General features: G+C 69.0%; 16 protein-coding genes. 9 read left to right on the top strand and 7 right to left on the bottom strand.

All coding sequences use genetic code 11. From position 1 onward, the window contains the following. Positions 1–5 precede the first annotated feature (5 nt). Positions 6–3,437 carry a GH92 family glycosyl hydrolase gene (locus ADL29_RS13805; protein ID WP_053923942.1) on the bottom strand — a complete coding sequence of 1,144 codons (3,432 nt, stop codon included), beginning with the start codon at positions 3,435–3,437 and terminating at the stop codon, positions 6–8. Between the two features lie 538 nt (positions 3,438–3,975). Between ADL29_RS13805 and ngcE the strand changes: the two genes are divergently transcribed. The 9 genes from ngcE to ADL29_RS13760 all read left to right on the top strand — a co-directional run bounded on the left by ngcE (position 3,976) and on the right by ADL29_RS13760 (position 16,656). Then, on the top strand, positions 3,976–5,415 hold the full coding sequence (gene ngcE, locus ADL29_RS13800) for an N-acetylglucosamine/diacetylchitobiose ABC transporter substrate-binding protein (RefSeq protein WP_053923941.1): 1,440 nt from the start codon (positions 3,976–3,978) through the stop codon (positions 5,413–5,415). Positions 5,416–5,594: 179 nt separating this feature from the next. Next, positions 5,595–6,518, top strand: a complete 924-nt coding sequence (locus tag ADL29_RS13795) for a carbohydrate ABC transporter permease (RefSeq protein ID WP_053923940.1) — start codon at positions 5,595–5,597, stop codon at positions 6,516–6,518. After that, entirely contained in the window at positions 6,518–7,525 is a 1,008-nt protein-coding gene (locus tag ADL29_RS13790) for a carbohydrate ABC transporter permease (RefSeq protein ID WP_107094965.1), read from the top strand. The genes ADL29_RS13795 and ADL29_RS13790 overlap by 1 nt, the downstream gene beginning before the upstream one ends. Before the next feature lie 327 nt (positions 7,526–7,852). Then, complete coding sequence (locus ADL29_RS13785; RefSeq protein WP_046925479.1) at positions 7,853–9,052, top strand: ROK family transcriptional regulator; 1,200 nt, start codon at positions 7,853–7,855, stop codon at positions 9,050–9,052. A gap of 211 nt (positions 9,053–9,263) precedes the next feature. Further along, entirely contained in the window at positions 9,264–10,358 is a 1,095-nt protein-coding gene (locus tag ADL29_RS13780) for a substrate-binding domain-containing protein (protein ID WP_053923938.1), read from the top strand. A gap of 135 nt (positions 10,359–10,493) precedes the next feature. Continuing rightward, positions 10,494–11,294 (top strand): ATP-binding cassette domain-containing protein, encoded by an 801-nt coding sequence (locus ADL29_RS13775; protein WP_078970969.1) that lies wholly within the window; start codon positions 10,494–10,496, stop codon positions 11,292–11,294. A 73-nt stretch (positions 11,295–11,367) separates the two neighbouring features. Further along, the gene (locus ADL29_RS13770; RefSeq protein ID WP_053923937.1) at positions 11,368–12,729 is read left to right on the top strand and encodes a sugar ABC transporter permease; all 1,362 of its coding nucleotides are present in this window, start codon (positions 11,368–11,370) and stop codon (positions 12,727–12,729) included. A 225-nt stretch (positions 12,730–12,954) separates the two neighbouring features. Next, complete coding sequence (dxs, locus tag ADL29_RS13765) at positions 12,955–14,889, top strand: 1-deoxy-D-xylulose-5-phosphate synthase (RefSeq protein WP_053923936.1); 1,935 nt, start codon at positions 12,955–12,957, stop codon at positions 14,887–14,889. 267 nt (positions 14,890–15,156) lie between these two features. Further along, positions 15,157–16,656: an amino acid permease gene (locus ADL29_RS13760; RefSeq protein ID WP_169795227.1), complete on the top strand. Its 1,500-nt coding sequence runs from the start codon at positions 15,157–15,159 to the stop codon at positions 16,654–16,656. Between the two features lie 42 nt (positions 16,657–16,698). Here the strand turns inward: ADL29_RS13760 and ADL29_RS13755 are convergent, their stop codons facing one another. From ADL29_RS13755 to ADL29_RS13730, 6 genes are all read right to left on the bottom strand, one after another. Next, complete coding sequence (locus ADL29_RS13755) at positions 16,699–17,097, bottom strand: PIN domain-containing protein (protein ID WP_211274317.1); 399 nt, start codon at positions 17,095–17,097, stop codon at positions 16,699–16,701. A gap of 90 nt (positions 17,098–17,187) precedes the next feature. Beyond that, on the bottom strand, positions 17,188–19,320 hold the full coding sequence (locus ADL29_RS13750) for a 3-hydroxyacyl-CoA dehydrogenase NAD-binding domain-containing protein (RefSeq protein ID WP_053923934.1): 2,133 nt from the start codon (positions 19,318–19,320) through the stop codon (positions 17,188–17,190). Continuing rightward, a complete protein-coding gene (locus ADL29_RS13745) occupies positions 19,317–20,543 on the bottom strand; it encodes a thiolase family protein (protein WP_046925472.1) in 1,227 nt (408 codons plus the stop codon). The genes ADL29_RS13750 and ADL29_RS13745 overlap by 4 nt, the downstream gene beginning before the upstream one ends. Before the next feature lie 236 nt (positions 20,544–20,779). Then, on the bottom strand, positions 20,780–22,063 hold the full coding sequence (locus tag ADL29_RS13740) for an HRDC domain-containing protein (protein ID WP_078970968.1): 1,284 nt from the start codon (positions 22,061–22,063) through the stop codon (positions 20,780–20,782). Positions 22,064–22,142: 79 nt separating this feature from the next. Next, a complete protein-coding gene (locus tag ADL29_RS13735; protein ID WP_016573641.1) occupies positions 22,143–22,805 on the bottom strand; it encodes a response regulator transcription factor in 663 nt (220 codons plus the stop codon). Between the two features lie 329 nt (positions 22,806–23,134). Then, on the bottom strand, positions 23,135–23,791 hold the full coding sequence (locus ADL29_RS13730; protein ID WP_053923932.1) for a DUF3000 domain-containing protein: 657 nt from the start codon (positions 23,789–23,791) through the stop codon (positions 23,135–23,137). Positions 23,792–23,836 lie beyond the last annotated feature (45 nt).

Raw genomic sequence — 23,836 nt, 5'->3', positions numbered from 1 at the left:
CCGTTTCACCCGGCCGCGCTCAGCAGTTCCACCTCCGCCAGCCGTGCCGTCGAACCGCCCGCGGGCACCAGTCGGTAGTGCGCGTACGTGCCCGGGTGGGCGACCGTGAAGACCCGGGTCTGGTGGTTCCAGGTGAAGGTTTCTCCCGCGCGCCTGTCGAGATCGGTCCATGCCGCGCCGTCCGGCGAACCCTGCAGTACCCACCCCGTGGGCGCTTTTTCACGGTCCGATGAGGTGAGGGTGTACTGCGCGGCATGGCTCCCCGCGGAGACCACCGGCAGGTCCGTCGCCGCCCCGAGCACGGCATCCGTGGCAGAGGTGTCGTCCAGGAGGGGTGAGCTGCCCGGCACGGTCAGATCCCGGGCGGGGGTGGGGATGCGGTCGTCGTGCGTGAGGGACGTCGGCCCGGCGTTTTTTCCGCTGCCCCAGGCCGAGGGCTTCGGCCCCATCGCGAAGTCCAGCCGGCCGCCCCGGGAGAGCAGCGCATGGGGCAATGCGGTGGAATTCCAGGGTTTTCCGTCGACCTTGAGACCCTGTACGTAGATGTTGCGGGCGTTGTTGCGCGGCGCGTTCACGGTCAGCTCGTGGCCGTTTTCCAGGTGGACGGTGGCCTTGGTGAAGAGCGGGGAGCCGACGGCGTATTCGCCCTGTCCCATGACCAGGGGGTAGAAGCCGAGCGCGCTGAAGAGGTACCACGCCGACATCTCGCCGTTGTCCTCGTCGCCCGGGTATCCCTGGCCGATTTCGCTGCCGAGGTAGAGGCGGGAGAGCGCTTCGCGGACCTTTTCCTGGGTCTTCCACGGCTGTCCGGCGGCGTCGTACGTATAGGCGATGTGGTGCGACGGCTGGTTGCTGTGGCCGTACATCCCCATACGGGTGTCGCGGGCCTCGGTCATTTCGTGGATGACATCGCCGTAGGACCCGGCGAACTCCTTGGCGGCGGTCTCCGGGGTGGTGAAGTACGCGTCCAGCTTCCTGGCCAGCGCGGACCGGCCGCCGTAGAGGCCGGCCAGGCCCCGGGTGTCCTGGGGGGCGGTGAAGGCGAAAGTCCAGGCGTTGGTCTCGGTGTAGTCGTGGCCCCAGACGCGCGGGTCGAATTTCCCGGGTGCCAGGCGCCATTTGCCCTGGGCGTCCTTGCCCTGGAAGAAGCCGACACGGGTGTCGAAGAGCCGGACGTAGTTCTGCGCCCGGTGACGGAAATACGTCGCTTCTTCCTGGTAGCGCCGGTTGTGCGTCTTCTTGTAGAGGGCCTCGCCCATACGGGCGATACCGAAGTCGTTGAGATAGCCCTCCAGGGCCCAGGACATGCCCTCGCGGGTATCGGTACTCGTATAGCCGAGGAAGGGGGAGGTGGACATTCCCTTACGGCCGACGCCGGGGCTGGGCGGGGCCACGGTGGCATTCTTCACGGCCGCTTCATAGGCGGTCTTCGCGTCGAATGTCACGCCCTTGGCATAGGCATCGGCGAAGGCGACATCGGAACTCGTACCGGTCATCAGGTCCGCATAGCCGGGCGAGGACCAGCGGGAGATCCAGCCGCCGTCCTTGTACTGCTGGACGAAGCCGTCGACCATGCGTCCGGCGCGGTGCGGGGTGAGGAGCGAATAGGCCGGCCAGGTGGTCCGGTAGGTGTCCCAGAAACCGTTGTTGACGTAGATCTCGCCGTCGACGATTTTCGAGCCGGTGCGGGTGGGGGTGTCCGGGCCGGTCTGCGGGGAGAACGGGCTGGCGTAGCGGGTGCGTGAACCTACCTTCTCGGAACCGGAGTTGGGGTAGAGGTAGAGGCGGTAGAGGTTGGAGTAGAGGGTGGTGAGCTGGTCCCGGCTCGCGCCCTCCACCTCCACGCGGCCCAGGAGGCCGTCCCACTGGGCCTGCGCCCGGCCCCTGACGTCGGCGAAGGCCGCACCGGCCGGGATCTCACGGGACAGGTTCGCCTTCGCCTGGTCCACGCCGATCAAAGAGGTGGCGATCCGCATCGTCACCGTACGGTCGGCGCCCGGCCGGAAGCGGAGATAGCCGGTGACGTCCTTGCCGCCCCCGCCGTCGAGCTTGCCGCCCCCGGTGACGGGCGCGTCGAAGACGCCGTAGACGAAGAGCCGGGTGGCGCCGACGGACAGGCCGCTCTTGACGTCGGAGAAGCCGGTGACGATGCCGCGCTCGGTGTCCAGGGTCAGGCCGCCCCTGTTGTCGACGTTGTCGAAGATGAGGCCGGCGTTGCTGCCGGGGAAGGTGAAGCGCATCAGGGCGGCGTGGTCGGTGGGGGTGATCTCCGCCTTGAGGCCGTTGTCGAAGGTGACGCCGTAGTAGTGCGGGCGCGCGGTCTCGCGGCTGTGGTGGAAGGGGAGGGCGCGGGCGGTGCGGGAGGCGTCCGGGGTGCCCGGGGCGATGGTGGGCATGACCTGGAACGTCTGGCGGTCGCCCATCCAGGGGCTGGGCTCGTGGCTGGCGCTGAAGGCCTGGAGGGCGGGGAGGTTGTCGGCGTTGTTGCGCCGCGCGTACTCGTAGAGCCAGTCGGCGGAGCCGGCGTTCGTCACCGGGGTCCAGAAGTTGAAGCCGTTGGGGACGGCGGTGGCGGGGAAGGTGTTGCCGCGCGAGAAGCTGCCGCTGGAGAGGGTGCCGCGGGTGGTGAGGGCGTAGTCGGAGAGGTGACGGAGCCGCCTGTCCGGGGGGCTGGGCGCGAGGGTGATGTCGTCCACCCAGCCGCGGAAGGTCGGTGCGGTGCGCGGCGCCCTCGGCGCGTCGTAGGCGATGAGGATGCGGTCGACGGTCTTGCCGGCGGCCACCGCGCCGATGCGCGCCTCACGGTTGTTCCACTGATTGGCGTAGAGGGTCTTGGAGGCGGCCTGACCCTGCGGCGTCAGGGGCGCACCGTGCTGGTCGACGGCGTGCAGATCGCTGAGGTAGGTGCCGTCGGTGAAAGCCAGGTCCACGGCGACGTGGGTCGCGGGGTAGGACAGATCGGTTCTGGCCATCTCCGGGAAGAGCTTGTAGGAGAGGGACGTTGATGCGGTGATGCGGATGTCGACGTCGAAGAGCCTGTTGTACGAGTAGCCGCGGGCGGGGCCGGTATGGGTGCCGCCGTACCGCAGCGCGTGGGTGCCGGTGAAGCCGGCGTGCGCCTTGGCGGTGGGGGAGTCGGTGGGGCCGGCGTCGGGGTGGCTGGTCATGCCGGGGCGCGCGGGGGTCGTCTCCTGGGTGACGCCGGACGCGCGAGGTGTGCCGTCGGGGGTGGTGTCCACGGTGTCGGACCAGGTCGGTGCCGGGTCACCGGGCTCGAAGGAGGAACGGAACTCCGTTGCCCCCGGGGGCTTTTGCGCGGGTGCTGCCTGGGCCGGGAGGTGCGCGGTGATGACGAACAGCGCGGCCGCCGCGAGGGCGGCGGGGCGGGTGAACTTCCGCGGTGGACGCGGTGGACGGTACCGGTGTCTGTGCCGCACGCGAGCCCTCTCAACAAAGGTGACATCGTTGTCAATTGATGGGTGGTGGCGATGTGTGGTGGCGCAGGGGTGATGCGAAGCGATCCGGAGAGATACGGGGAGATCCGGAGAAATGCGGGGGATGAGCAGAGACAAGTAAGGGGGGTGGGGAGAGGGGTGTCAAGGGTGCCGGTGCGGTCGGTGGGTCGGCGCTGCGGTCGCCGGACCGCCTTCCCGCCGTGGGCGGGCGGGGTGTCGGCCAATGGTGCATCCCCGTGCATACCGGGGAGGTCTCAACTAGGGAAAGACGCCGTCCAACCCTGCGTTCGATCTTGCCCCTTCGGCCGGAAGTGGACTATACCTGTCGGCATCCGACCGGCCCGTGCGACTGGGCCGTGGATCCGGGGGAGTGCGGGGGAATGGATGATTTCCCCGGGTCTCCCTAGCGCGTATCCCGCGCGTCCGGTGCACATCCCGTACAACTCAGCTTCATCTGACCTGCGGTGCCGGGGTGGCTCCGGTACACCGCCTGAGTCCTGAAGAAGGCGAGGACTTGAGCATGGGATCCACCTCAGAATTCAACCGCCGCGATCTGGTCAAGCGGGCCGCGGCCCTGGGAATCGTCGCCGTACCGGCCATGAGCATGTTGTCGGCGTGCGCCGGGGCCTCCAGCGGAGACGGGGACAAGGTCGCCAAGGGAAAGAAGACGGCGAAGAATCCGCTGGCCGTCAATGAGTCCGCGGGGCTGGACGTCGTCATCTTCGACGGTGGATTCGGCGACAAGTACGCCAAGGATGCGCAGGCGGAGTACCTCAAGGCGTTCCCGAAGGCCGAGGGCAAGGTCAAGCTGTCCTCGACGCAGAAGATCCAGTCGACGCTGCAGCCCCGCTTCAACGGCGGGAATCCGCCCGATCTCGTCGACAACTCCGGCGCCGAGCAGATGGATTTCGGCACCCTGGTCGGCAAGAACCAGCTCAGTGATCTGACGCCGCTCCTCGACGCCCCCTCGGTCGACGACCCGAACAAGAAGGTGCGCGACACGCTGCGCCCGGGCGTCATCGAGATGGGGCAGTTCGGCGGTAAGGAGACCTGGATCCTGTACTACGCCTACACGGTGTACGGCGTGTGGTACTCCAAGGGGAATCTCCGGAAGCTGGACGCGGAATACCCCGAGACCTGGGACGAGATGCTCGCGCTGTGCGCGAAGGCCAAGAAGAAGGGCATCGCGGGCTGGACCTACCCGGGCAAGTACCCCTACTACCTGCCCTTCAGCCTCTACCCGTTCATCGCCAAGATCGGCGGCGCGGAGGTCCTGCGGCGCATCGACAACCTGGAGCCGAACGCCTGGAAGGACCCCGCGGTCAAGGCGGCATTCGACGCCTATTACGAGCTCTACAAGAAGGGGTACGTCCTCAAGGGCTCGCCGGGTCTCGACCACCTCCAGTCGCAGAAGGCATGGGCCGACGGGAAGGCGCTGTTCATCCCCAACGGTTCCTGGGTGGAGAACGAATCGGCCAAGCAGATCGCCGCGAATCCGCACTTCGACCTCGCGGTCGGCGCGCCGTCCAGCCTCTCCTCCTCGGACAAGATGCCGTTCGGCACGATCTGGGCCTCGGGCGGCGAGCCGTACATCGTCCCGAAGGCGGCGAAGAACTCCGACGGCGGCATGGAACTGCTGCGCATCATGCTCAGCAAGAAGTCAGCGCAGAATTTCATCAAGCAGGTCTCCTCGCTCTGTTCGTTCAACGGCGGCACGGAGGGCGTCACGCTCCCGCCGGGGCTGACGTCGGCGCATGCGGCGCTGCAGAAGGCCGGCTCGAACATCGTCAATCCCCGGCTGCAGGACTGGTATGTGGCGCTGCAGAAGGAGCGGATCGGGGTCGGCGCGCTGGGCGAGATGATGGCCGGACGGATGACGCCGGACGAGGCGATAAAGAAGATCCAGAAGTACGCGGACGACACCCGCGACGACTCCAGCGTCAAGAAGTACAAGCGCTGACACACCTGCAAGCGCTGACGGTCACATGCGCTGACAAGTGGCGGGTGCCGGCGCCGACAAGTACCGGCGCTGAGCGACGAGTTGCGTCGGGCGCCGAGTTCGTGGGGGTACCTCCCGGCGCTGGCCGGGGGAGCGTCACCAGCGGCGGCATCCGCAGGGAGAGAACGGGATCGGGAGTCATGCAGCACGGCAAATACCGTTTCATCGCGGGGTTCCTGGTCATCCCGCTGGCGATTTATGCGATCTTTGTGATCTCGCCGTTCGTGCAGGCCATCTACTACTCCTTCACGGACTGGACCGGGCTGAGTCCGGACATGAAGATGGTCGGCTTCGACAACTACGCGCGGCTCTTCCAGGACGATGTCTTCTGGGCCGCCGTGGGCAACAGTGTGACGCTGCTGCTCCTGCTGCCGGTGGTGACGCTGTCGCTCGGACTCTTCTTCGCCTTCATGCTCAATGTCGGCGGACGCCGGAGGAAGAAGGCGGTGATCGGCGGCGTACGCGGCTCGAGCGCGTACAAGATTCTCTATTTCTTTCCGCAGGTGCTGTCCGTACCGATCGTCGCGCTGCTGTTCCAGTTCGCCTACAACCCGGAGAGCGGCGCACTCAACGCGTTCTTCAAGGCGATCGGTCTGGACAATGTGCAGCCGGACTGGCTGGGTGATCCGGGGATCGCGCTGTGGTGTGTGATGGGCGCGATGGTGTGGGCCAATGTCGGCTTCTACGTCGTGCTCTTCTCGGCCGGTATGAGCTCCATCCCGAAGGACTTCTACGAGGCCGCGCTGCTGGACGGCGCGAACCGCTTCAACACGTTCTTCCGGATCACCCTGCCGCTGCTGTGGGACACCGTGCAGACCGGCTGGATCTATATGGGCATCCTCGCCCTGGACGTGTCGGCCTTCGCGTTCGTGCAGATCATGAGCGTCGGTCCGGGCGGCCCCGACTATGCGACCGAGGTCCTTCCGCTGTACGTCTACCAGAAGACCTTCCGCGACGGTCAGGCCGGATACGCGACCTCCATCGGCGTTTCCCTGCTGATCGTGACCCTCATCTTCTCGGCCATTGTGATGCGGCTGGGACGGCGCGAGCGACTGGAGTTCTGATGAGTGCGCAGACGGATCCCGCGGGGCTTCCGGGCGATAGGGAAGGCGTCACCCAGAGCGCCCCGAAAGGCGCCACGGAAGGCGTGGTGACGGGTGCCGCCACGGCTGTCGTCAAGGAGAGGCCGGACGACGGCCTTTCCGCGCCGCCCCGCAAGGAGCGGAACGGCGGCGGAAGGGGTGAGGGCGGGGTCCTCAATGTCTTCTCCCACGGCGTCCTGGTGATCTGGGGCCTGTTGGTCACCATGCCGCTGCTGTGGGCGGTGGTCAGCTCCTTCAAGGACGATGCCGAGATCTTCGGCTCGCCGTGGGGGCTGCCGTCCGTCCTGCATTTCGACAACTGGGCGCGCGCCTGGGACAAGGCGAACATGGGCCAGTACTTCCTCAACTCGCTCATTGTGGTGGGGGGTTCGCTGATCGGCACGATGCTGCTCGGGTCGATGGCGGCGTATGTGCTGGCCCGTTTCGACTTCCCCGGGAACCGCTTCCTTTACTTCCTGTTCGTGGGCGGCATGGGTTTCCCGGTCATCCTGGCGCTGGTCCCGCTGTTCTTCGTCATGAAGAACATGACGCTGCTGGACACCTACCACGGCCTGATCCTCGTCTATATCGCCTATTCACTGCCGTTCACGGTCTTCTTCCTCAGCGGGTTCTTCAGGACACTGCCGACGTCGGTGGCCGAGGCGGCGCTCATCGACGGTGCCTCGCACACCCGCACCTTCTTCCAGGTGATGCTGCCGATGGCCCGCCCCGGCCTGATCAGCGTCGGGATCTTCAACTTCCTCGGGCAGTGGAACCAGTACCTGCTGCCGACGGTGCTCAATGTCGGTGACCCGAACAAGAAGATGCTGACCCAGGGGCTGGTGGCGCTGGCCGTGAGCCAGGGCTACAAGGGGGACTGGTCGGGGCTGTTCGCCGGGCTGACGATCGCGATGCTGCCGGTGCTCGCGGCGTACATCATCTTCCAGCGGCAGGTGGTGGCCGGTCTGACGGCCGGGGCGCTGAAGTAGCGTCTGATCCCCGGGGTGCATGCGGCGCGAGGGATGTGTCCGGCACGTTCGGCGTGCCCGATGTCATCGGTGTGATCGAAAAGACACGGCACCGACCGGACACAACGCCGGCAACACCCTCGCCACCGGCTCCGCAGGCAGGTCCCGCCGCCCCGCCAGGGTGCCGGACCACGCCTGCCATGGTCATTCCGTCTGCATTCCACTTGATCTCTTGGCCACTCAAGTACTTGACGGGAGACGGCCCGGGCGCGTCAGCTTAGATTCACATGTTGGAGACAGCCGGGCCCCGCTGATGTGGCCCAGCCCCAGACGGGAGTGGATGAGTCAATGGAGACTCCGGGGTCGCAGTCCTCGCTGCACCGGGCCAATCTGGAGCGGGTCGTACGAGCGGTGCGTATGGCGGGCTCCCTCACGCAGGCGGAGATCGCCCGGAGCACGGGGCTGTCCGCGGCCACCGTCTCCAACATCGTTCGCGAGCTGAAGGACGGCGGGACCGTCGAGGTCACGCCCACCTCCGCGGGCGGGCGGCGGGCGCGCAGCGTGTCGCTCTCCGGGGACGCGGGCATTGTCGTCGGCGTCGATTTCGGGCACTCCCATCTGCGGGTGGCGGTCGGCAACCTCGCGCACCAGGTGCTCGCCGAGGAGGCCGAGCCGATCGATGTGGACGCCTCCGCGGCCGAGGGCTTCGACCGGGCGGAACGGCTGGTCAACCGGCTGATCGCGGCCACCGGGGTCGGTGCCGACAAGGTCATCGGCGTCGGTCTGGGTGTCCCGGGGCCCATCGACGTGGAATCCGGGACGCTCGGCTCGACGGCGATCCTGCCGGGCTGGTCCGGTACGAACCCCAGCCAGGAGCTGTCCGGGCGCCTCGGCGTGCCCGTGTACGTCGACAACGACGCCAACCTGGGCGCGCTCGGCGAGCTGGTGTGGGGCGGCGGGCGCGGGGCCGCCGATCTCGCGTACATCAAGGTGGCCAGCGGTGTCGGCGCGGGCCTGGTGATCAGCGGGCAGATCTACCGGGGACCGGGCGGTACGGCGGGCGAGATCGGGCACATCACGCTGGACGAGTCCGGGCCGGTCTGCCGCTGCGGCAACCGCGGCTGTCTGGAGACCTTCACCGCGGCGCGGTATGTGCTCCCCCTGCTCCAGCCCAGCCACGGTCCGGATCTGACCATGGCCAGGGTGGTGCAGCTGGCCCGTGAGGGGGACCCGGGCTGCCGGCGGGTGATCGCGGATGTGGGCCGCCATATCGGCAGCGGTGTGGCGAATCTGTGCAATCTGCTCAATCCGAGCCGGGTGGTGCTCGGCGGCGATCTTGCCGAGGCCGGTGAGCTGGTGCTGGCGCCGATCCGGGAGTCGGTGTCGCGGTATGCGATCCCCAGCGCGGCACGGCAGTTGGGGATCGTCCCCGGCACGCTCGGCGGCCGTGCGGAGGTGCTGGGCGCGCTCGCGCTCGTACTGAGCGAGATGGGTGATTCGACCCTGCTCGACGGTGCACGGAACGCGGACGCACCCGCCATGGCGTGACGGCGGCATCGCTTTTCGGCCAGGCTCGCCGCGGCGCCTCGGCGCCCGCGGCCGCCGCCCCCGTAGCGCGTTCGGCTTGAGTTCACACTGCTAACGCATGGCACCGTTGCCATCTCGTTAAGGATTTACTTCTTGACGGTGGGGCGGCGGCCGAGTTGACTTCCAGCCACCTCGGCCGCAACGACGCGGCCTCGTCAGGGAGGCAACCCCCATGAACGTTTGGACGCGCCGCGTCGTCATAGGAACCGCCGCCGTCTCGATGGCGCTCTCCGTGGCCGCCTGCGGCAAGGCCGGTGACGGCGCCAAGGCGGGCGGCGGCGACGGGAAGACCATCGGTCTGCTGCTGCCGGAGAACAAGACCACGCGCTACGAGACCTTCGACCGCCCGCTGATCGAGGGCAAGATCAAGGCGCTGTGCAGCGACTGCAAGGTCCTGTACAACAACGCTTCGCAGGAAACCGACACCCAGAAGAAGCAGTTCGACGCGCTGATCACCCAGGGCGTGAAGGTGATCATCCTCGACGCCGTCGACTTCAAGGCCACCAAGACCTGGGTCAACCAGGCCGCCAAGAAGGGCGTCAAGGTCGTCGCGTACGACCGGCTGGCCGAGGGCAACATCTCCGCCTATGTCTCCTACGACAACGAGAAGATCGGCCGCCTGCAGGGCCAGGCGCTGGTCAAGGCGCTCGGCGACAAGGCCAAGGACAGCAATGTCGTCATGATCAACGGGTCGCCCACCGACCCGAACATGCCGTTCTTCAAGAAGGGCGCACACAGCGTCCTGGACAAGCAGGTCAAGAAGATCGCATACGAGCAGGAGATCCCGGACTGGTCGCCGGACGAGGCCAACAAGAAGATGAGCTCCGCCATCGACTCGCTCGGCAAGGACGGCTTCCAGGGCGTCTACTCCGGTAACGACGGCATGGCCGGCGGCATCATCACCGCCCTCAAGCAGCAGGGCGTCAAGGTCCCGGTCGGCGGCCAGGACGCCGAACTCGCCGGCCTCCAGCGGATCCTCAAGGGCCAGCAGGCGTTCACCATCTACAAGCAGATCAAGCCGCAGGCCGACTCCACGGCCGAGATCGCGGTCAAGCTCCTCAAGGGCGAGAAGATCGGCTCCCTGACCGACGCCAAGGTCGACAGCCTCAGCGGCGACGTCAAGGGCATTCCCGCCAAGCTGTACGACGCGCAGATCGTGACCAAGGACAACATCAAGGACACGATCCTCAAGGACAAGGTCTACAAGGCGAGCCAGATCTGCACCGGCGACGTCAAGAAGGCCTGCGAAGCGGCCGGCATCAAGTAACCCGCGCCCACCGGCCCGGCCCGGCCCGCGCCGCCCCGTCCCTGGCGCGGGCCCGGCCACCCCCCACCCCTCTTTGCAGAGCCCTCTCGCGCTCTTCGCACCACCATCCCCGCCGTTGTGACGGCGGCGAAGGAGATGATTCACGTGTCCGCTACGCCTGTGCTGGCGTTGCGCGGAATCTCCAAGCGGTTCGGTGCCGTCCAGGCACTCACGGACGTCACCCTGGAGATCCACCCCGGTGAGGTGGTCGCCCTTGTCGGCGACAACGGTGCCGGCAAGTCCACCCTGGTCAAGACCATTTCCGGCGTCCACCCGGTCGACGACGGCGCCATCGAGTGGGAGGGCGAGGCGGTACGCATCGCCAAGCCGCACGACGCCCAGGAACTCGGCGTCGCGACCGTCTACCAGGACCTCGCGCTCTGCGACAACCTCGATGTCGTCGCCAACCTCTTCCTCGGCAACGAGACCCGCACCGCGGGCGTCCTCGACGAGATCGCCATGGAAAAGCGCGCGAAGGAGCTGCTGGACACCCTGTCCATCCGCATCCCCAGCGTCCGGATCCCCGTCGCCGCGCTCTCCGGCGGTCAGCGGCAGGTCGTCGCCATCGCCCGCGCGCTGATCGGCGACCCGAAGATCGTCATCCTCGACGAGCCCACCGCGGCCCTCGGCGTCGAGCAGACGGCGCAGGTCCTCGACCTCGTGGAGCGGCTGCGCGAGCGAGGCCTGGGCGTCATCCTCATCAGCCACAACATGGCCGATGTGCAGGCCGTCGCGGACCGGGTCGCGGTGCTGCGGCTGGGCCGTAACAACGGTGTCTTCCCCGTCGAGGGCACCTCCCACGAAGAGATCATCGCCGCGATCACCGGCGCCTCGGACAACGCCGTCACCCGCCGCAAGGCGCGTACGGATCAGGTGAAGAAGGAGGCCGGGGCATGAGCGAGCGCAGCGAGCGAATCGTTGAAAGGTGCGCGCCTCGCGTATGCGGGGCCGAGCGAAGCGAGGTGTCGGCATGAGCGACCTCAAGAAGGAGCCCGTAGCCGAGAAGGAGCCGGTGGCGGAGGCGGCCACCGAGGTCACCGAGGCCGCGGAGGTCACCGAGGCCACCGAGGCTGTGGAGACGGCCGGTGCGACCGAGACCGCCCCCGCCGCCGTCGACCCCCGTCTGCTCGTCCGCGAGCAGGGCCTGGCCGGCTACCTCAACGACTTCAAGCGCCGGGTGCGCGGCGGTGAGCTGGGCTCGCTGCCGGTCATCATCGGCCTGATCGTGATCGCGATCGTCTTCCAGCTGAAGAACAGCAGCTTCCTGTCCGCCGACAGCCTCGCCAACATCGGCGTCTACACCTCGGGCCTCGGCATCATGGCCGTCGGCATCGTCTTCGTCCTGCTGCTCGGTGAGATCGATCTTTCGGTCGGCTCGGTGGCGGGCGTCGGCGCGGCCGTCTGGGCGGTGCTCAGCGTCACCCATGGCGTCAATGACAACCTGGCGCTGCTGATCGCCATCGCCGTCGGCATCGCCATCGGCGCGCTGCACGGGTTCTTTTTCGCCAAGATCGGCGTGCCCGCGTTCGTGGTGACGCTGGCCGGCTTCCTCGGCTGGAGCGGCCTGCAGATCTGGATGATGGGCAAGGAAGGCTCCATCAACACGCCCAGCGGCAGCCTGGTGGAGAGCCTCACCGGTTACTACTTCGAGGACAAGGCCGCGGCGTACGGGCTGGCGCTGGTCGCGGTGCTCGCCTACGCCGGATCGCTGCTGCTGGACACCAAGCGCCGTAAGGCCGCCGCGCTGCCCGCGCGCCCGCTCAGCGAGATCCTGCTGCGCACCGGCGTGGTCGCCGTGATCTCCTTCGCGGTCGCCTACGTCCTCAACGAGCCGGCCGGCGCCCGCGGCCTGCCGCTGGCCCTGGTGCTGTTCCTCGCCGTACTGGTCATCGCGGACTTCGTGGTGCGCCGTACGACCTACGGACGGCAGATCTTCGCGGTCGGCGGCAACGCCGAGGCGGCCCGCCGCGCCGGCATCAACGTCAACAGGATCCGGATCAGCGTCTTCGCCATCTCCGGGATGCTCGCCGCCTTCGGCGGACTGTTCATCGCCAGCCTCTCCGGCGGTGCCACCAAGAACCTGGGCTCCGGCAACACCCTGATGAACGTCATCGCGGCGGCCGTCATCGGCGGTACCAGCCTCTTCGGCGGCCGCGGCAAGATCTGGTCCGCGCTGCTGGGCATGCTGGTCATCCAGTCGATCCAGCAGGGCCTGAACCTGCTCGGCATGGCCAGCGAGATCCAGTACATGATCACCGGCGCGGTGCTGCTGGCCGCCGTGGTGATCGACTCGGTGTCGCGGCGGACGCAGAAAACCGCGGGGCGCACCTGACCCATACCGGATATTCCCGGAAAACCGGCCCCCACCAGGCAACCGCCCGTGGGGGCCGGCCCGTGTTCATGGACGGGGCCGTTTGGGTGCCGCACCCCGGTGACATACATCGCAAGGCCCGGCCGTCGGCGCCACGGGCGGAACATTAGACTCATCTGATCGGCAAGCTCGATGCACGGCAACAGGCACAGGCACAGGCAGCAGGCAGAACGCAAGGAGGCAGGGGTGGCGTTGCTTTCCCGTATCAGGGGACCGCGCGATCTGGACCGGCTGGAGCCGGCGCAGCTTGAGCAGCTGGCGGGGGAGATCCGTACCTTCCTCGTCGACGCAGTGTCCAAGACCGGCGGACACCTCGGCCCGAACCTCGGCGTGGTCGAGCTGACCATCGCGCTGCACCGCGTCTTCCACTCCCCGAAGGACAAGGTCCTCTTCGACACGGGACACCAGTCCTACGTCCACAAGCTGCTCACCGGCCGCCAGGACTTCGCGGGCCTGCGCAGCAAGGGCGGCCTGTCCGGCTACCCCTCGCGCGCCGAGTCGCCGCACGACATCATCGAGAACAGCCACGCCTCGACGGTGCTGGGCTGGGCCGACGGCCTCGCCAAGGCCAATGAGGTGCGCGGCAAGGACGACCACGTCGTCGCCGTGATCGGTGACGGCGCGCTCACCGGCGGTATGGCCTGGGAGGCGCTCAACAACATCGCCGCCGCCAAGGACCGCCCGCTCGTGATCGTCGTCAACGACAACGAGCGCTCCTACGCCCCGACCATCGGCGGTCTCGCCAACCACCTGGCCACGCTGCGTACCACCGACGGCTACGAGCGCTTCCTGGCCCGCGGCAAGGACCTCCTCGAGCGCACGCCCGTCGTCGGCAAGCCGCTGTACGAGACCCTGCACGGCGCCAAGAAGGGCCTGAAGGACTTCATCGCACCGCAGGGCATGTTCGAGGACCTGGGTCTGAAGTACGTCGGCCCGATCGACGGCCATGACATCGAGGCCCTGGAATCCGCGCTGGCCCGCGCCAAGCGCTTCGGCGGCCCGGTCATCGTGCACTGCCTCACCGAGAAGGGCCGCGGCTACAAGCCCGCCGAGCAGGACGAGGCCGACCGCTTCCACGGCATCGGCCCGATCCACCCGGACACCGGCCTGCCGGTCAAGACCGCCGCCGCCAGCTGGACCTCCGTCTTCGGCGACGAGATGGTCAGGCTCGGCCGGGAGCGGGACGACATCGTCGCGATCACCGCGGCCATGCTCCAGCCCGTCGGCCTGAAGAAGTTCGCCGACGCGTTCCCGGACCGTATCTACGACGTCGGCATCGCCGAGCAGCACGCCGCCACCTCGGCCGCGGGCCTGGCCACCGGCGGCGTCCACCCGGTCTTCGCCGTCTACGCCACCTTCCTCAACCGGGCCTTCGACCAGGTCCTGATGGACGTCGCCCTGCACAAGTGCGGCGTGACCTTCGTCCTGGACCGGGCCGGGGTCACCGGTGACGACGGCGCCTCCCACAACGGAATGTGGGACATGTCCATGCTCCAGGTCGTCCCCACGCTGCGGCTCGCCGCACCGCGCGACGCCGAGCAGCTGCGCGCCCAGCTGCGCGAGGCCGTCGAGGTCAAGGACGCGCCGACGGTGCTGCGCTACTCCAAGGGCGTCGTCGGACCGGCCGTACCCGCGGTCGGGAAGATCGGCGGCATGGACGTGCTGCGCGAGAGCAAGGCCGACAAGCCCGACGTCCTGGTGGTCTCCGTGGGCGCCCTGGCGCCGATGTGCCTCGAGGTCGCCGATCTGCTGGACAAGCAGGGCATCTCCAGCACCGTCGTCGACCCGCGCTGGGTCAAGCCGGTCGACGCGGCGCTGCCCGGGCTCGCCGCCAAGCACCGTGTCGTGGTCACCGTCGAGGACAACATCCGGTCCGGCGGCGTCGGTTCGGCCATCGCCCAGGCGCTGCGGGACGCCGGTGTGGACCTCCCGCTGCGCGACTTCGGCATCCCCGAGAAGTTCCTCGACCACGCCTCCCGCAAGGAGGTCATGGCCGAGATCGGGCTCACCGCGCCGGACATCGCCCGCCAGGTGACGGGCCTTGTCGCCAGGATCGACAACCGGGGCGGCGACGCCGTGGAGGCCGCGGACGAGCGGGCCGCCGAGGTCGCCCGCGACTGAGCCACGACCGGCGGCGCGTTCCGCCATACGGCACCACGATGGGCCGGACGGCCACCCGTACGGGTGTTCCGCCCGGCCCATCGGCATATCCGCACGCACGCCCCATCGGGTGAATCACCGCCGCGCGAAGGCCCGCCAAAGCTGACTGTTTCCAGACATTGCGGAGACTCGGTCAGTTCAGGAGAGTTGCGAGAGGGTCGTCCAGGCGGAGGTTCGCCCATGAGCACACAACACGGCACAGGGAAAGTTTCACGCCGGGATCGAGGAATGTTCCGGACGAAGACTGTGGAGCAGTCGATCCAGGACACCGAGGAGCCGGAACACACACTCAAAAAATCCCTTTCAGCGCTCGATCTGACCGTCTTCGGTGTCGGTGTCGTCATCGGAACCGGCATCTTCGTTCTCACCGGCAAGATCGCCAAGGAGCAGGCGGGGCCCGCCGTGGCGGTCTCCTTCGTCGTCGCGGGCGTGGTCTGCGCGCTGGCGGCACTGTGCTACGCGGAGTTCGCCTCCACCGTCCCGGTCGCCGGTTCGGCCTACACCTTTTCCTATGCCTCCCTCGGCGAGCTCCCCGCCTGGATCATCGGCTGGGACCTGATCCTCGAACTCGCCCTGGGCTGTGCGGTGGTGGCCGTCGGCTGGTCCGGCTACATCCGTTCGCTGATGGACCAGGCCGGGTGGCATCTGCCGCCGGGCCTGTCCGGAACCCACGAGGGGCAGTTCGGTTTCGACCTGCTCGCCTGCGTCCTCGTCCTGGTCATCACGGGCATCCTGGTGCTCGGGATGAAGCTGTCCTCGCGGGTGACGGCCGTGATCGTCGGCATCAAGGTCACCGTCGTCCTGCTGGTCATCATCGCCGGCGCCTTCTTCATCAGCGGCGCCAACTACGACCCGTTCGTGCCGAAGAGTGAGCCCACCACGGGCGGCGGCGGACTGTCCGCGCCGCTGATCCAGCTGATCTTCGGCTTCACCCCGGCCAACTTCGGCACCATGGGCATCTTTGCCGCGGCCGCCGTGGTCTTCTTCGCCTTCATCGGCTTCGACATCGTGGCCACCGCGGCCGAGGAGACCCGCAACCCCCAGCGCGACGTCCCGCGCGGCATCCTCGGCTCGCTCGCCATCTGCACGGTCCTCTACGTCGCCGTGTCCGTCGTGGTCACCGGCATGGAGAAATACAGCAAGCTCTCCACCGACGCCCCGCTCGCCGACGCCTTCAAGGACCTCGGGCAGCCCTTCTTCGCGGGCATCATCAGCTTCGGCGCCGCCGTCGGCCTGACGTCGGTCTGCATGATCCTGCTGCTCGGCCAGAGCCGGGTGTTCTTCGCGATGAGCCGGGACGGTCTGATGCCGCGGGTCTTCTCGCGGTCCCACCCGCGGTACGGCACCCCGTACCGGGCGACCATCCTGCTGGGCGTCGTGGTCGCCGTCGCCTCCGGCTTCACCTCGATCGACGTCCTGGCCGAACTGGTCAACATCGGCACCCTGTTCGCGTTCGTCGTGGTCGCCGTCGGCGTCATCATCCTGCGCCGCTCCCGCCCCGACCTGCACCGTACGTTCCGTACGCCACTGGTTCCGCTGGTCCCGCTGCTGTCCGTGCTCGCCTCGCTGTGGCTGATGCTCAATCTGCCCGCCGAGACCTGGGTCCGCTTCGCGATCTGGATGGTGGTCGGCTTCGGCATCTACTTCGTGTACGGGCGCGGGCACAGCCGCCTCGGGCTCCGCACACGGCAGAAGGAGCAGGAGGGTACGGCGGGCACCCCGTCGTGAATCCGCCGGGCCCGTACGGTCTCATGGCCGTACGGGCCCTTTTCATGTCTGACGCCCGTCCTGCCGTCCGCCCCGGACGGCGCGTGGCCCCGTCACCCGCGCCCCCAGTGCCTCCACGCGCCGGCGCAGCTCACGGTCCGCGGTGACCACCAGACAGTTCCGGCCACCGCCCTCGGCCGCCACCAGTTCCACGATCCGGTCGTCCCCGCTGCCGTCCGCGGACTCCACCCGTACGCCCTCGACGGACGCCACCCCGCGCGCCGCGCCCTCGACGACCAGCACCATCTCCAGCGGCGGCGAGACCAGGCCCGGCAGTCCGCTCCCGGCGTACTCCGGCAGCGCGTCCCGCAGACGCTCCGCCGCCCCGCGCCGGTCCCGCCACCAGCCGTCCGGCACCGAGCCGACGACATTCGCGGCATCGACAATGACCAATGAATTCATGGAATCCATGCCGCAACCCTCCCACGAACGCGAATGCGCGGACCGGCTCCGCCGAGCCGGCCCGCGCATCCCGCGATCAGCGGTGCACCCTTACGCGGGCACGCTCGCCACGCCCGGGGCCAGGAACTTCTTGCCGGTCACCCGCTCGGAGACACCCTCACGGTCCAGGTACGGCGTGATGCCGCCCAGGTGGAAGGGCCAGCCGGCGCCGGTGATCAGGCACAGGTCGATGTCCTGCGCCTCGGCGACGACACCCTCGTCCAGCATCAGGCCGATCTCCTGCGCGACGGCGTCCAGGACGCGGTCGCGGACCTGGTCCTCCGTCAGCACCGAGTCGCCCTGCTTGAGCAGCGCGGCGACCTCCGGGTCCAGCTCCGGCTTGCCGGAGTCGTAGACGTAGAAGCCGCGCTTGCCGGCCTCGACGACGGCCTTCAGGTTGGGGGAGACCTTGAAGCGCTCCGGGAAGGCGCCGTTGAGCGTCTCGGAGACGTGCAGACCGATCGCCGGGCCGACCAGCTCCAGCAGCACCAGCGGCGACATCGGCAGACCGAGCGGCTCGATGGCCTTCTCCGCGGTCTCGACCGGGGTGCCCTCGTCGATGACGTTCTGGATCTCGCCCATGAAGCGGGTGAGGATGCGGTTCACGACGAACGCCGGGGCGTCCTTCGTCAGCACCGCGGTCTTCTTCAGCTTCTTGGCGACACCGAAGGCAGTGGCCAGCGAGGCGTCGTCGGTCTTCTCGCCGCGCACGATCTCGAGCAGCGGGAGGATCGCGACCGGGTTGAAGAAGTGGAAGCCCACGACCCGCTCGGGGTGCTTGAGCTTCGACGCCATCTCGGAGACGGACAGCGAGGAGGTGTTGGTGGCGAGGATCGCGTGCGCCGGGGCGACGGCCTCCACCTCCGCGAACACCTGCTGCTTGACGCCGATCTCCTCGAAGACGGCCTCGATGATGAAGTCGGCGTCGGCGAAGCCCTCGGCCTTGTCCAGCACACCGGTCACCAGGGCCTTGAGGCGGTTGGCCTTGTCCTGGTTGATCCGGCCCTTGCCGAGCAGCTTGTCGATCTCGGCGTGGACGTAGCCCACACCCTTGTCGACGCGCTCCTGGTCGATGTCGGTCAGCACGACCGGCACCTCGAGGCGGCGCAGGAAGAGCAGGGCGAGCTGCGAGGCCATCAGACCGGCGCCGACGACGCCGACCTTGGTGACCGGACGCGCCAGGCTCTTGTCCGGCGCACCGGCGGGCCGCTTGGCGCGCTTCTGCACCAGGTTGAACGAGTAGATACCGGCGCGCAGTTCGCCGCCCATGATCAGGTCGGCGAGCGCCTGGTCCTCGGCGTCGAAACCGGCCTGCAGGTCACCGTCCTTGGCGGCGGCGATGATCTCCAGCGCGCGGTACGCGGCCGGGGCGGCGCCGTGCACCTTGCCGTCGGCGATGAACTTGCCCTTGGCGACGGCCTGGTCCCAGGCCTCGCCGCGGTCGATCTCGGGACGCTCGACGGTGACGTCACCCTTGAGGACGTTCGCGGTCCAGATCAGCGACTGCTCCAGGAAGTCCGCGCCCTCGAAGATCGCGTCGGCGATCCCCAGGTCGAAGACCTGCTGCCCCTTGAGCTGCTTGTTCTGGTTGAGCGAGTTCTCGATGATCACCGAGACGGCCTTGTCCGCGCCGATCAGGTTCGGCAGCAGCGCACAGCCGCCCCAGCCCGGGACCAGGCCGAGGAAGACCTCGGGCAGGGAGAAGGCGGGCAGCGCCTTCGACACGGTCCGGTACGAGCAGTGCAGACCGACCTCGACGCCGCCGCCCATCGCCGCACCGTTGTAGTACGCGAAGGTCGGCACGGCCAGCGCGGACAGCCGCTTGAAGACCTCGTGGCCGCCCTTGCCGATGGCCAGCGCGTCGTCGTGCTTCTTCAGCAGCTCGACGCCCTTGAGGTCGGCGCCGACCGCGAAGATGAACGGCTTGCCGGTGAGGCCGACACCGACGATCTCGCCGTCCGCGGCCTCCTTCTCGACCTGGTCCAGCGCGGCGTTGAGGTTCGCCAGCGAGCCCGGCCCGAAGGTGGTCGGCTTGGTGTGGTCGAAGCCGTTGTCCAGCGTGATCAGCGCGAACCGGCCCGCGCCGTAGGGGAGTTCGAGGTGGCGTACGTGCGCCGACGTGACGACCTCGTCCGGGAACAGCTCGGCCGCGCCCTTCAGGAGCTCAGCGGTGGTGGTGCTCACTTGTCGCCTCCGGCGTCCTTGTGGTGCGGGTTCTCCCAGATGACCGTGGCGCCCATGCCGAAGCCGACGCACATGGTGGTGAGGCCGTAGCGGACCTCCGGCTGCTCCTCGAACTGGCGGGCCAGCTGGGTCATCAGCCGGACGCCGGAGGAGGCCAGCGGGTGGCCGAAGGCGATGGCGCCGCCGTACTGGTTGACGCGCGCGTCGTCGTCCGCGATGCCGTAGTGGTCGAGGAAGGCGAGCACCTGCACGGCGAACGCCTCGTTGATCTCGAACAGGCCGATGTCACCGATGCCCAGGCCCGCCTTGGCGAGCGCCTTCTCGGTCGCCGGGATCGGGCCGTAGCCCATGACCTCCGGCTCCACGCCCGCGAAGGCGTAGGAGACCAGGCGCATCTTGACCGGGAGGTTGTTCTCCCGGGCGAAGTCCTCGGAGGCGATGATCGAGGCGGTGGCACCGTCGTTGAGACCGGCGGCGTTGCCCGCGGTGACGCGGCCGTGCGTACGGAACGGCGTCTTGAGCCCGGCCAGGTTCTCCAGGGTGGTCCCCGGGCGCATCGGCTCGTCGGCCGTCACCAGGCCCCAGCCGGTCTCGCCGACCTCGGCGTTGGTGTTGCGCACCGAGATCGGGACCAGGTCCTGCTGGATCTTCCCGTTGGCGTACGCCTTCGCCGCCTTCTCCTGCGAGCGCACGGCGTATTCGTCGGCGCGCTGCTTGGTGATCTGCGGGTAGCGGTCGTGGAGGTTCTCCGCGGTCATGCCCATGAACAGAGCCGACTCGTCGACGAGCTTCTCGGAGACGAACCGCGGGTTCGGGTCGACGCCCTCGCCCATGGGGTGGCGGCCCATGTGCTCGACACCGCCGGCGACGGCGACGTCGTACGCACCGAAGGCCACGCTGCCCGCGACGGAGGTCACGGCGGTCAGCGCGCCGGCACACATGCGGTCGATGGAGTAGCCCGGGACGGACTGCGGGAGGCCCGCGAGGATCCCGGCGGTACGGCCGATGGTCAGGCCCTGGTCGCCGATCTGGGTGGTCGCGGCGATGGCGACCTCGTCGATCTTCGCGGGGTCCAGGTCCGGGTTGCGGCGCAGCAGCTCCCGGATGGCCTTCACGACGAGATCGTCGGCGCGGGTCTCGTGGTAGATGCCCTTCGGGCCCGCCTTGCCGAACGGGGTGCGGACGCCGTCGACGAAGACGACGTCCCTAGCGGTACGAGGCACGTTGGCTCTCCTCCAGGTGCGGGATGGCACTGCTGCGGGGCGCCCCCAGGGACGCTTCACACCGACATGCTACTTACGGGTAACCAGGCTGCACACCCCCACCGCCGGGAGCGGCGAACATCACACCGGATGGACGCGTATCGAGCGGAGTGTCGCGGTGTGTCCGGCCGTGCAAAAAGGCCCCGGCCGCGTGTCCTTGCACGCGGCCGGGGCCTTGAGTGGCCGGTTGTCGCTGGTCAGCCGCCGTTGCTGCGCAGCGCCTCGGTGAGGAGCGGGGCGACCAGCTCGATCTGCCAGGCGCGGGCGCCGTACCCGGCCAGCACCTCGGCGACCGCCTCGTGGGCGGGCTCGGCCGGGGGCTCCCAGCACAGCCGGCGCACCGTGTCCGGGGTGATCAGATTCTCCTGCGGGAGGTTCAGCCGCTCGGCGAGCGCGGTCACCGCGGCGCGGGCGGCCGACAGCCGCGCCGCGGCGGCCGGGTCCTTGTCGGCCCAGGAGCGGGGCGGCGGCGGGCCGTTGAGCGGCTGGCCGGGCTGCGGCAGTTCGTTCTCGGGCAGCGCGCGGGCGCGGTCCACCGCGGCCTGCCACTGCTCGAGCTGACGGCGGCCCATGCGGTGCCCGAAGCCGGGCAGCGCGGCCAGGGCGTGGCTGTTCGCCGGGAGGTTCAGCGCCGCCTCGACGATCGCGCCGTCCCCGAGGACCTTGCCCGGCGAGACGTCGCGCCGCTGGGCGACCTGGTCCCGGGCCGTCCACAGCTCCCGTACGACGGCCATCTGGCGGCGCCGGCGCACCTTGTGCATGCCGGACGTACGGCGCCAGGGGTCCTTGCGGGGCGGCGGCGGGGGAGCGGCGGCGATGGCCGCGAACTCCTGGCGGGCCCACTCCAGCTTCCCCTGCCGCTCGAGCTCCTCCTCCAGCGCGTCGCGCAGATCCACCAGCAGCTCGACATCGAGGGCGGCATAGCGCAGCCAGGGCTCGGGCAGCGGGCGGGTGGACCAGTCGACGGCGGAGTGGCCCTTCTCCAGGGCGAAGCCGAGGACGTTCTCGACCATCGCCCCCAGGCCGACCCGGGCGAAGCCGGCCAGCCGCCCGGCCAGCTCGGTGTCGAACAGCCGGGTGGGGACCATCCCTATGTCGCGCAGACAGGGCAGGTCCTGGGTGGCGGCGTGCAGGACCCACTCGGTGTCGCCGATCGCCTCGCCGAGCGCGGCGAGGTCCGGGCAGCCGACCGGGTCGATCAGCACGCTGCCGGCGCCCTCGCGGCGCAGCTGGACGAGATAGGCGCGCTGGCCGTAGCGGTAGCCGGACGCGCGCTCGGCGTCGACGGCGACCGGGCCGTGGCCCGCCGCGAAGGCCGCGATCACCTCGGCGAGCGCCGCGTCATCGGCGGTCACCGGGGGGATGCCCTCGCGCGGCTCCAGGAGCGGGACCGGCGCCGGTCGGGTGTCCGGAGGCGAGTCTCCGGGTGCTCGCAGTGTCGTGTCTGTTGTCTCTGCTGCGGTCTTTTGGGCGTCGGTCACGTGGCCAAGGGTATCTGTGTATGCACGTCGCCCGTCGAGGGAACGTTCCCTCGACGGGCGGGACGGTCGGGTGAAGGGGTCAGTGGATGATGCCGGTGCGCAGTGCCACCGCCACCATTCCGGCCCGGTCACCGGTGCCGAGCTTGCGGGCGATACGGGCGAGATGGCTCTTCACGGTCAGTGCCGAGAGCCCCATCGAGACGCCGATGGCCTTGTTGGACTGGCCCTCCGCAACCAGCCGCAGCACCTCGACCTCCCGGCCCGACAGCTCGCGGTAGCCACCGGGGTGCCCGGGGGCGCCCGGAGGCCGGCGCTGCATCCGGGCCGCGTTGGCGCCGATCGGGGCGGCGCCGGGGCGGCCGGGCAGGCCGAGGTTGGTGCGGGTGCCGGTGACGACATAGCCCTTGACGCCGCCGGCCAGCGCGTTGCGTACCGCGCCGATGTCATCGGCCGCCGAGAGCGCGAGGCCGTTGGGCCAGCCCGCGGCGCGCGTCTCGGACAGGAGCGTGAGGCCGGAGCCGTCGGGCAGGTGGACGTCGGCAACGCAGATGTCGCGCGGGTTGCCGACGCGGGGACGGGCCTCCGCGATGGACGACGCCTCGATCACGTCACGTACTCCGAGGGCCCACAGGTGGCGGGTGACGGTGGAGCGGACGCGAGGGTCGGCCACGACGACCATGGCCGTCGGCTTGTTCGGGCGGTAGGCGACCAGGCTCGAAGGTTGCTCGAGGAGAACAGACACCGGGCCTCCTGGGGGAGTGGCGGGGACGGAAGCCGGCTGGGGAGAGCCGGAAGCTCCGTGTTGGAAGGGTCACTGACCTCTTCGGCAGCAATCCGGCGGGACTTTAGACTTTGATCACGATTTAGTTAGGGGCAATTCGGGCAAATCGGATGCCTGAGCGATCAAGGGTGAACATCGAGTGAGCAGTGCTTGCGCACCCGCCTTCACCTGGGCACGCCAAGACGCCGATCATGCGCGAACATGATCGGCGTGTGTAAGGCATACCGGGTCCCTGATCACCGGCCGCAAGGGTCAACGGCCCCCGCCCCGGTTCGCCCCTCCGTACGGGGCTAGTGCGGCTTGGGCCCCCGGCGCTGCGGCAGCGCCACCACCCCGCCGCGCGGTACCGGGTCGAGGGTGGCCGGCGGCAGGCCCGCCACCTGGCACAGCAGATCGCACCAGGCCGCCAGATGCGCCGCCATGTCCGGCGCCCCGTCCGGCCCCTCGGCCGGCGTCCACGACGCCCGGATCTCGATCTGCGTCGCGGGCTCCCGCGCGGCCAGGCCCCCGAAGTAGTGCGATGCGGCGCGGGTGACCGTACCGCTCGGCTCGCCGTACTCCACCTCGCGCGCCTCCAGCGCACCGGTCAGCCACGACCAGGACACCTCGGGCAGCAGCGGATCGGCGCCCATCTCCGGCTCCAGCTCCGCCCGTGCCAGCGTCACCACACGGAAGGTGCCCTGCCAGGCATCGTCCCCGGCCGGGTTGTACAGCAGCACCAGCCGCCCGTCCGCAAGGTCCACGTCCTCGCCGTCCGGCCCCGCGCCCGGTTCGACCACCGCCGCCTCCAGGGCGTACGCGAACGGGGCGAGCCGCTTGGGCGCGGGCGTCGGGTCGATCTCGATCTCCGGCCGCAGCCGTGCCGCACGGAGCGCCTCGACCGCCTGACGGAAGGGGATCGGGGTCTCGTCCGCGCTGTCCGCGAGGTGTTCATGAGCCGCAGCCATGCCCGGAAGATTAGGCGGAAGGAGGCGCTCATCCGGGGAGGACAC

This window comes from Streptomyces chattanoogensis (assembly GCF_001294335.1).
Lineage (GTDB): Bacteria > Actinomycetota > Actinomycetes > Streptomycetales > Streptomycetaceae > Streptomyces > Streptomyces chattanoogensis.
The sequence above is the reverse complement of the archived record's forward strand: the minus strand, read 5'-3'. Positions and strand labels throughout refer to the sequence as shown.